Annotated in this window: 10 protein-coding genes, 1 tRNA gene, 1 rRNA gene and 1 other RNA gene; all 13 read left to right on the forward strand. The window is 54.4% G+C overall.

Annotation, left to right across the window (positions count from 1 at the left end; genetic code table 11):
* Window positions 1-66: 66 nt before the first annotated feature.
* The gene (locus BLP91_RS14875; protein ID WP_091572838.1) at window positions 67-777 is read left to right on the forward strand and encodes a metal ABC transporter ATP-binding protein; all 711 of its coding nucleotides are present in this window, start codon (window positions 67-69) and stop codon (window positions 775-777) included.
* Between the two features lie 41 nt (window positions 778-818).
* Complete coding sequence (locus BLP91_RS14880) at window positions 819-1,694, forward strand: metal ABC transporter permease (protein ID WP_091572870.1); 876 nt, start codon at window positions 819-821, stop codon at window positions 1,692-1,694.
* On the forward strand, window positions 1,691-2,131 hold the full coding sequence (locus BLP91_RS14885; RefSeq protein WP_091572841.1) for a Fur family transcriptional regulator: 441 nt from the start codon (window positions 1,691-1,693) through the stop codon (window positions 2,129-2,131). The genes BLP91_RS14880 and BLP91_RS14885 overlap by 4 nt, the downstream gene beginning before the upstream one ends.
* 12 nt (window positions 2,132-2,143) lie before the next feature.
* On the forward strand, window positions 2,144-2,620 hold the full coding sequence (gene tadA / locus BLP91_RS14890; RefSeq protein ID WP_091572843.1) for a tRNA adenosine(34) deaminase TadA: 477 nt from the start codon (window positions 2,144-2,146) through the stop codon (window positions 2,618-2,620).
* An 86-nt stretch (window positions 2,621-2,706) separates the two neighbouring features.
* Window positions 2,707-2,798: transfer RNA gene (locus BLP91_RS14895), tRNA-Ser, on the forward strand.
* Window positions 2,799-2,902: 104 nt separating this feature from the next.
* Window positions 2,903-3,168: signal recognition particle sRNA large type (gene ffs, locus BLP91_RS14900), an RNA gene on the forward strand.
* A gap of 189 nt (window positions 3,169-3,357) precedes the next feature.
* A complete protein-coding gene (locus tag BLP91_RS14905; protein ID WP_176758020.1) occupies window positions 3,358-4,803 on the forward strand; it encodes a two-component system sensor histidine kinase NtrB in 1,446 nt (481 codons plus the stop codon).
* A gap of 112 nt (window positions 4,804-4,915) precedes the next feature.
* The gene (dnaX, locus tag BLP91_RS14910) at window positions 4,916-6,646 is read left to right on the forward strand and encodes a DNA polymerase III subunit gamma/tau (RefSeq protein WP_091572848.1); all 1,731 of its coding nucleotides are present in this window, start codon (window positions 4,916-4,918) and stop codon (window positions 6,644-6,646) included.
* Between the two features lie 20 nt (window positions 6,647-6,666).
* A complete protein-coding gene (locus BLP91_RS14915) occupies window positions 6,667-6,978 on the forward strand; it encodes a YbaB/EbfC family nucleoid-associated protein (RefSeq protein WP_091572851.1) in 312 nt (103 codons plus the stop codon).
* 71 nt (window positions 6,979-7,049) lie between these two features.
* Window positions 7,050-7,646, forward strand: coding sequence for a recombination mediator RecR (recR, locus tag BLP91_RS14920; protein ID WP_091572854.1), 597 nt, complete (start codon window positions 7,050-7,052; stop codon window positions 7,644-7,646).
* Between the two features lie 56 nt (window positions 7,647-7,702).
* Entirely contained in the window at window positions 7,703-8,698 is a 996-nt protein-coding gene (locus BLP91_RS14925; protein WP_091572856.1) for a CPBP family intramembrane glutamic endopeptidase, read from the forward strand.
* 107 nt (window positions 8,699-8,805) lie between these two features.
* Window positions 8,806-9,078 (forward strand): pro-sigmaK processing inhibitor BofA family protein, encoded by a 273-nt coding sequence (locus BLP91_RS14930; RefSeq protein WP_091572859.1) that lies wholly within the window; start codon window positions 8,806-8,808, stop codon window positions 9,076-9,078.
* Window positions 9,079-9,339: 261 nt separating this feature from the next.
* A 16S ribosomal RNA gene (locus tag BLP91_RS14935) occupies window positions 9,340-9,552 on the forward strand; the annotation flags it as partial.

Here is a 9,552-nt window from a genome sequence, read left to right on the forward strand (position 1 = left end):
ATGGTTCCACCAAGTCTAAAAAACAGGAGGGTAATCCCTTCGGCCGAGGGGTCGGCGGGGTGGACCATGAACGAAACGGTTTTGAAAATGGATGATGTCGACTTTTCTTTTGGTGAGCAAAAGGTGTTGGAAGGGATCGATCTAAACCTTTTACCCGGTGAACGAATGGCTCTAGTCGGCCCTAACGGATCGGGGAAATCCACCCTGTTGAAGTTGGCCCTGGGAGCCTATCGGCCGGATCGGGGGCGGATCTTTCTCTTCAATACGCCTCTCCGACAATTTCGCGATTGGTCCCGGATCGGATACGTCTCCCAGAAGGCCAACAGTTTCAATCAGGCTTTTCCCGCCACCCTGCGGGAGGTGGTCGCTTCTGGCCTCTACGGGAAGCTCGGCTTATTTCGCTGGATGAAAGAGCGGGATTGGCATCGGGTGGATGCGGTGATCGAGCAAGCGGGGTTGGCGGAGCTGGCCCACCGCAACATCGGTGAGTTGTCAGGGGGGCAGCAGCAACGAGCCTTTGTTGCCCGAGCGCTGGTCGGGGATCCGGACCTTTTGGTTCTTGATGAGCCGACGGTGGGAGTGGACGCTCCATCAGTCGATCATCTGTTTCGTCTGCTTGCCGACTTGCATCGAGAAAAAGGGATCTCCCTGCTGTTGGTGACCCACGATATCGAGACAGCTAAACCCTATGTGGACCGAGTGGTCCGCTTAAACCGTCGCATCGCGTTTCCGGGGAACGATGAAAAGAGGAAGCCGATGCAGGTGGTGGAGGGTTGAAGAAGGGGGGGGAGGGATGCGGCCCGGCTGCATCCTCTGTTATGATAGACATGATCCTTACTTATGATTTTATGCAGCGGGCACTGATCGCAGGTTTGGTCATCGGTATCATCTCGCCGATGGTGGGCCTGTTTTTGGTGGTGCGCAGGCTGTCTTTAATCGCCGATGCCCTCGCCCATGTGACCTTGTCGGGAGTGGCTGCCGGGTTGCTGCTGCAGAAACAATTTCCCGCCTTTCAAACCTTCAATCCGATGATTTCGGGAATGATGTTCTCCCTGACTGCTTCCGTTTTTGTGGAGCGATTGCGCCAATGGTACCGCTCGTATCAGGAATTAGCCATTCCCGTGATTCTCTCCGGAGGGATCGGTCTAGGTGTGGTTTTGATCAGCGCAGCGGATGGATTCAGTGTCGATGTAGCCGGTTACCTCTTCGGCAGTATCCTGGCGGTGAGTCCATCGGAGATCGGCGCCATTATCGGTGCGGGTGTTCTGGTGGTGGCGGTGATCCTCCTCTTTTATAAGGAGTTGTTCGCTCTTTCCTTTGACGAAGAGAGCGCGATGTTCGCCGGCATTCCCCGTCGGAGCATCAACATCTTGTTCGGGCTGGTGGTCGCCCTCGTCATCACGGCCTCGATCCGGGTGGTGGGCATTCTGTTGGTCTCCGGCTTGATCACCCTTCCGGTAGCGGCCGCCATGCAGTTGGCCTCCGGTTTTAAGAAGACATTGTTTCTGTCGATCTTATTCGCACAGGTTTCTGTGTTTTGTGGTCTGGCTGCCGCCTTTTATCTGGATTGGGCCTCCGGCGGAACTATCGTCCTCGTCTCCGTGCTGATTCTGCTGGTGGTTGGCGGTGGGAAGCGGCTAATCCGCCGGGTTTTACGTTCTGGAAATGGGGTTCGGAGGAGGGATGCCTCGTGAGGATGAAACAGGCACTGGATATCTTAAAATCGAAGGGATATAAATATACCGGGAAACGGGAGCGGTTGGTCCAGATCTTTGACCGGGAAAATCGGTATCTGACGGCGAAGGAAGTTCTGGCACAGATGCAGGGGGAATATCCAGGTTTAAGCGTGGATACGGTTTATCGCAATCTGTCCCTGTTTGAGCGCCTGGGAATCATCGAGGGCACCGAGTGGGAGGGTGAGCGCCGCTACCGGTTTCACTGCGGGGATCACCACCATCATCATCTGATCTGCAAGGAGTGCGGGCGCACCCGGCAGTTGAACCTCTGTCCGATGAACGCCATCCTGGGTGAGCCTGATGACTTTATCATTACGGAACATAAATTTGAGATCTACGGCTATTGTCAAGAGTGCGAACCGGCATCGGAAAAGGCGGACCGGATTCGACAGTGAGGTGGCATGAAAATGAGACATGACCGATGGATGGAGGAGGCGATCCGCGAAGCGCATCGAGCTGAACAGATTGGCGAAGTGCCGATCGGTGCGGTTGTCGTCTGCGATGGTGAAATCATCGGACGAGGCCACAACCTGCGGGAGACGGACCAGGACCCGACGGCGCATGCTGAGATGGTGGCGATCCGGGAAGCGGCTAATCGCCTTGGCAGCTGGAGACTGCCCCAGTGCAACCTGTACGTCACCTTGGAGCCTTGTCCCATGTGCTCAGGGGCGATTTTGTTGTCCCGGTTGAATACGGTGGTGTTTGGAACGTATGATCCGAAAGCGGGTTGTGCCGGCACTTTGATGAACCTTCTTCGGGATCCTCGTTTCAACCATCAAGCGGAAGTGATCGGGGGGATTATGGAAGAGGATTGCAGTCAGTTGTTGACCGGTTTTTTTCAACAACTTCGTCAACGAAAGCAGAAAAAGAGATCGGCGGATTAAAGGCCGGTTTTCATCCGGGAAAGATCCAACTCCCCCTTGACTGTCTAGCTTTTTTCAAGTATGATTAATTGTTGTTATGGGAATACGGAGAGGTGTCCGAGTGGCTGAAGGAGGCGGTCTCGAAAACCGTTGTACGGGGCGACCCGTACCGTGGGTTCGAATCCCACCCTCTCCGCCAGCGCCAAAGCCCTTTGAGGAAAAGGGCTTTTTATTTTTCCCGCGTCAGCGGAACAAATGCGACCCACGTTGATTCAATTGGTCATATGTGTTAGACTAAATAAGTCGCGCTAGACGGGGAGCTGGCGGTGCCCTGTACCCACAATCCGCCTTAGTGGGGTTGAAATCCCGCCCTAGGTTTTCACCGTGTGGGGTCCGGTTCATACAAGAGGTGTTGACGAACAGGTCCTGCGCAACGGGAACCTCTGAACCGTGTCAGGTCCTGACGGAAGCAGCACTAAGGAGATTCTCCCGTGTGCCGCAGGAGTGCCTGATCCGAGCTGATTGTATGAAGCCCGCCCAGGCGATGGAAATCGACGGCGGGTGCGCGGCATACATAACAAGGAAGCGTCGACCGAGAGGTGGCGCTTTTTATTTTGGCTACCCTTTAGCGAATATTCGTATAAATTTGCCTCCCCTAGGAGGAAATTGCTGGATGGGGTCGAATAAGAAAATAAGGAAAAATCATGTTTCGGCATCGGATCGCGAGGATGCTATTTGTGGGTGAGAGGGTGCTTCCATTGAGATACAACAGGGACGAAGGAGATACCAAATGGCCTGTCGCGTTTGACTCCAACGTCCGTTCCGAAGAACGGATGTTCTGGGTGAGCGAAATGCCTCTGCCCGCATTGGCGGTCGATGAACGTGGAATGGTGAAAGCGGCCAGTCGGCGACTATTGGAGGTGCTCCACCTGAACCGAGAACAGGTGGTGGGAAATCCGCTGGAGGCATTTCTCGTTCTTCCCCCGAAGGTGCAGGCAGCCATTCGGCAGCTGGAAATGTATCCGTGTCCGAGCCCGGTGGAAGGGGTTCTGCGCCCTTTTGGTTCCGATCCGGTGACGGTGGATGTTCAATTGATGCGTGACGGGGGCAGCGGTTCCTGGTCTTTGTTGGTGACCGTTCCCGGGGAGGAATCCCGAGATCGGGTCAGGAAGTATGCGGATCGAATTGTAGCGCGTTCCAGTCGGGGGGTGGTCATTCTTCGGGAGTCCACCGTGGCCGGCATGAATCCGGCAGCATGTGGGCTTTTGGGTTTGGATCGAGAGGAGGTTTATGGAAAGCACGCCACGGACCTGTTTGTCCGGATGGAGGAAAGTGAGGGACTGCAGGAGGTCCGAAACCGGGTAGCCCAGGGCCAAACCTTTCGTGGCCTGTCCATTTCCCGGAAGCAAGGGAGGCGCCCGGTGATCATTCATGTGGATGGGGAAGTGTTGGAAGACTCATCGGACCTTCTCCTGACGTTGACGGATATGACCCAGGTGTATCTGTTGGAGATGCAGGTGCGGGAGACAGACCGCTTGGCAATGATCGGGCAGCTTGCTGCTGGCATCGCCCACGAAATCCGCAATCCCCTCACCTCGATCCGGGGGTTTTTGCAGGTGATGAGGCATACCTTAAACGAGCGGGGTGACATGAAAAGCCAGGGGTATGCTGAGATTATGTTGCGGGAGATCGACCGCATCAACGACTTGCTTGGGGAATTTTTGATGATGAGCAAGCCCAGCGGGCTCAAGAAGAAGCTGATCCAGCTGGATCAAGTGATCCGGGAGCTCCTTCCGATTGTCGAAAATGAGGGGCTTCTTCACAACATCGAAGTTCGTTTTCTGTTGCAGAAGATCCCCTGTCCGTTGATTGAAGCAGATGGAGAACTGTTGAAGCAGGTGATTCTCAACCTTTGTAAAAATGGGATTGAGGCCATGGGGGAAGGCGGAGTGTTGACGATCCGGCTGTCTGGCCTATCGGAGAGTGGTTTTTTGTCCCTGGAGGTGGAGGATCAAGGGCCGGGGATTCACCCCCGTGCGAAAGAAAAAATTTTTGATCCCTTCTACACCACGAAAGAGAATGGGACCGGACTCGGTCTTCCGGTCTGTAAGCGGATCATCCAGGACCTCCGGGGAGAGATCCGGGTGCTTTCAGGGGAGAGAGGTGCCATCTTCCAGGTTTTGATTCCTTACCACAAGGTGTAACCCGCCGGGGAGGCGGGCTTTTATTTTGGAAAATCGGCAGTATTGTAGTAGAATGTTAACATCATCAATCAAGTGCTCTCCGCCCGGATACGGAGGATATGGAGGGTTGCTCGTGTCCTATCGGGCATTATACCGCGTATGGCGACCACAAACCTTTAAAGACCTGATCGGGCAGGATCATGTGACGACCACGCTGAAGAACGCTCTGAAAGAGGGACATTTTTCCCACGCTTATCTGTTCAGCGGGCCGCGTGGTACAGGGAAAACCAGTGCAGCCAAGCTGATGGCCAAGGCGGTCAACTGTGTACACGGTCCGACGCCGGAACCCTGCAATACCTGTGACGCTTGCCGGAAGATTACGGAGGGTTCGCTGATGGATGTGGTGGAGATCGACGCCGCGTCCAACAGGGGAGTGGATGAAATCCGTGATCTTCGGGATAAGGTGAAATATGCACCCACCGAAGTCCGTTATAAGGTATATATTGTAGACGAGGTTCATATGTTGACTCCGGAAGCCTTTAACGCGCTTCTCAAGACGCTTGAAGAGCCCCCGGAACATGTGATGTTTATTCTGGCGACAACGGAACCACACAAACTCCCTTCCACCATCATTTCCCGCTGTCAACGGTTTTCCTTTAGGCGGCATACCCTGAATAACATTTTGGACCATCTGAAAAAAATCTGTGTTGACCAGGGGATTGAAGCGGAAGAGGCCGCCTTGGTTGCCATCGCTCAGGCTGCCGATGGGGGCATGAGAGATGCGCTCAGCCTGCTGGATCAGGTGTTGGCCTTCTCTGATCGACAGGTGGATGAAGCGGCGGTTCTGGCGGTGACGGGGTCTGTCTCCCGATCCACACTAGGGGGATTGATGAAATCTTGCCTCGAGGGGGAGGCACCCCGTGCGCTGGAAACGGTAAACGGCTTGTTGATGGACGGCTTGGATCCCGAACGCCTCGTTCATGATTTGATCCAGCTGTCGAGGGATCTGTTGCTGTTGACGGCGGCTCCAGAACTGGAAGAAGTAAAGCAGTGGATAGCCAGTGAACAAGAGTGGGTCCACCTGGGACAGCAGGCTTCATCGGCATGGTTGGAACAGGCGTTGGATACCTTGATCCATGCGCAACAGCAGATGAAGTGGGCTCCGCATCCCCGGGTGGTGTTGGAGATGACTCTGGTTCGCTTGTGTCGCGGGGAAAGACAGGCCCCATCGGCAAAAGAGGCGGTGGATCTGGCCGCAGTGGACCGCCTCCAGGAACAGCTCCATCGTCTGCAAAAACAGGTAGAAGGACTGAAGGCTCAGCGGCGGCCGGTACAGCTGGAGGCGACACCTTCTGCGGCGGAGCCGAAAAAGAGCCAGGTGAAAAAAGAGAGTGCTCCTCGTCGGGTTTCGGCCAAGGTCGCCGGTCTGGATCTGTTTTTGCACGAGGGTTCTCCAGAACGCCTGCGACAGGTGACCCAAGGGTGGCCTGATGTATTGGCCCGTGTGAAAGAACAGAAGATCACGGTCCACGCTTGGCTGATTGACGGGGAACCGGTAGCGGCTACAGAGAACCAGGTGCTGGTTGCCTTTAAAAACACGATTCACCGGGAAACAACAGAAAAAGAAGCGAATAAATCTTTGATCGAGCAGGTGATCCGGGAGGTGCTAGGCTTTCCGATGCGGCTGGTCACTGTGATGCGGGCCGACTGGGAAAGCCGTCGTGCCTCGTCGGAGACATCTGTCACCGAAGAGGAACCGCCCTCCCAAACTTCCGGGGTGTCCTCTTCTTCCGACAACTCGGAGGACCCGGTGGAACGTGCAGTCGAACTGTTTGGAACGGACATTGTGGAAATCACGGATTGAACGTTGGGGAGGTTAATCCATTGAAAAATATGAATCAGATGATGAAACAGATGAAGAAAATGCAGGCTCAGATGGCCAAAGCCCAGGAGGAACTGGCGGAAAAAGAGGTGGAAGGAACGGCTGGCGGTGGAGTGGTCAAAGTCACTTTAAACGGCCACAAGCAGGTGCTGGGAGTGGAGATCGATCCGGAAGCAGTCGACCCGGAAGATGTGGAGATGCTGCAAGATATGGTGACTGCGGCCTTCAACGAAGCGATGAAAAAAGTGGACGATCTGATATCCCAGGATCTGGGAAAAATGACCGGTGGCCTTAACATTCCGGGCCTGTTCTGAGGAACAGGCTTTTCTTCTGTGCGTCTGATGACGGAATTATCATATGTTGAAAGACAGGAGGGTGGCTGGTTTTGGATGTACCGGAACCCATATCGAAGCTGATGGACGGGTTTATGCGGTTGCCGGGCATTGGGCCTAAAACGGCCCAACGATTGGCCTTCTTTGTTTTGGGGATGGAAGAGGAGGATGTGACGGAACTGGCTAAAGCATTGGTTCGGGCCAAACGGGATCTGAAGCGGTGCCAGGTTTGCAGCAATATTTCCGATCAGCCGGTTTGCTCTGTCTGTCGAGACAAAAACCGGGATCGTTCGGTGATTTGTGTGGTGCAGGATCCGCGGGACATGATCGCGATGGAGCGGACCCGGGAGTTTCATGGATTGTATCACGTCCTCCACGGAGCGATCTCACCGATGGAAGGAATCGGCCCCGATGAGCTGAGTATTCCGGACCTGTTGAAGCGATTGGAGGATGAGACGGTCAAGGAGTTGATCCTGGCCACCAACCCCAACATCGAAGGGGAAGCGACCGCCATGTATCTGCAGCGTCTGGTAAAGCCCTTCGGATTGAAGGTGACCCGGATCGCCCATGGGCTACCGGTGGGTGGCGACTTGGAGTATGCCGATGAAGTGACACTGACCAAAGCGCTGGAAGGTCGCAGGGAGCTGTAAGTCGTACATCGGTGAGGTCGTGCAGATTCCGGAAAAAAAGAAGGAGGTCTTCTCCCTTGCAGAACCTTGCCTCTTCCCCTTCGCCGGCACCGGCCCCAGGCGGTGGGCCGCATTCCTCTGTTGTTGGAAAAGTTCGTCTGATCTCCGCCTGGGTTTTGTTCCTCAGTTATTTTTATATGGTTCCCTTGGAGTTTTCCGCTCTGCAATGGGAGAGAACCCGGGAGGGATTGTGGCGTGTGACGGAAGCTCAAACCACCGACCCTCTGTTTCTGCTTCTCTACCTGTTGTGGCTGGGGACTACCTTTTTGGGAGCCTTTCTTTTTTTGGTGACCGGTTTGAAAGATCGATTCCGGTATGAGCGAACCCGGATCGAGGAATCGATTGGGGCCCAGGATCTGGCCTATTATTTTGCATGGGTACAGATTCTGAGTATGGGTTTTTTGATTCCCTACGGCGCTTTATCAGAGGAAGGTGGGTGGCTGTCGATCGTCGCCCCCTTTCTTCCCCACGTGTTGATGCTTCTGTTGGCCTTGTTTATGTTTAGACATCGTCTCCGCCGGATCGGGTTCAGCGGGGAACCCTTCCGGCGCTGGGTGGCTATCGCCGTCGCAATCGCTGCCGGTTATCTGTTCGTTTATTATGCGCTGGATCCGTGGGTGACAGAACCGGTGGCCCGATTTTTCTCTCTGGAAATACAATCCTGGCGGGAGGACAGTATCAGCCAAGGGGTGGAACAAGCCGCCCGCCTCGGCTGGATATACGCCGTCGGGCAAGTGCTGTTGCTCGGGGTGATCGGACCGATTGCCGAAGAGGTCATGTTTCGCGGGTTGCTGATGGGAGCATTCCTTCAACGGATCGGATCAGTTGGCGCCGTTCTCTTGTCTTCAGCGATCTTCGCTCTTTTTCATGTGGATGTCGTGTTTTTAGCTCCGTTATTTGTGATGGGGTTGATTCTCGGCACCTTGTACGCCCTGTTTAAAAACTTGTGGGCGCCGATTCTGTTTCATATCCTGAACAACACAGTCTCGGTAATCTATGATTTGCTCGGCTGACTTGCTAACCGAACTTAAAGGATGCGGTAAGAGAGAGAAAGCCGGAGTTCTATTCTATCGATGCTCTTCATACGCTTGTACAAAAGAGGGGACAAGGGGGACCATCGGTGGAGTTGCAATGGTGGATGGCAGCAGCAGTAGCTGGAGTGGTGATTTTTATGGTGGTAAGTCGCTCTCTGACCAAACCGATCCGTTGGATTTGGTACAGTCTGGTGTACACTGCAGTAGGGGCCGTCGTCCTATTTCTTTTAAATCTTGCCGGTGAGTGGATAAACTTCCGGATACCGGTTAACCCCGTCACTTCGTTGATCACTGGGTTGCTAGGCTTGCCGGGACTGGTTTGTTTAATCGTTGTGAAGGTGTTTTTGATCGGGGGATAAAAAATCGCGAAAAAAGGGGTTGACCCCGAGAGTAGTTCGTGTTAGATTATTAAATGTCGCCGTTGAGGCGGGGCTTCGCGCCCCGCACCGGCAAAAGATATAAAAAACCCTGTTGACAGGATCGATTTGGTTTGATAACATAGATCTTGTCGCCGCGAGAGAGCGGCCGCCGCGGGGGGGCGGCGAAACAGGAGAGCGTTCCTTGAAAACTGAAGAGCGTTTGACACGACCCTGTCAAATGATTTGAGCGAATCAAGCTCTTTTATGGAGAGTTTGATCCTGGCTCAGGACGAACGCTGGCGGCGTGCCTAATACATGCAAGTCGTGCGGAGGAAGCCGACGGATCCCTTCGGGGTGAAGACGGTGGAATCAGCGGCGGACGGGTGAGTAACACGTGGGCAACCTGCCTGCAAGACCGGGATAACTCCGGGAAACCGGGGCTAATACCGGATAGGACTTTTCATCGCCTGATGG

The sequence above is a fragment of the Melghirimyces thermohalophilus genome, from assembly GCF_900102685.1.
Classification (GTDB): domain Bacteria; phylum Bacillota; class Bacilli; order Thermoactinomycetales; family DSM-45169; genus Melghirimyces; species Melghirimyces thermohalophilus.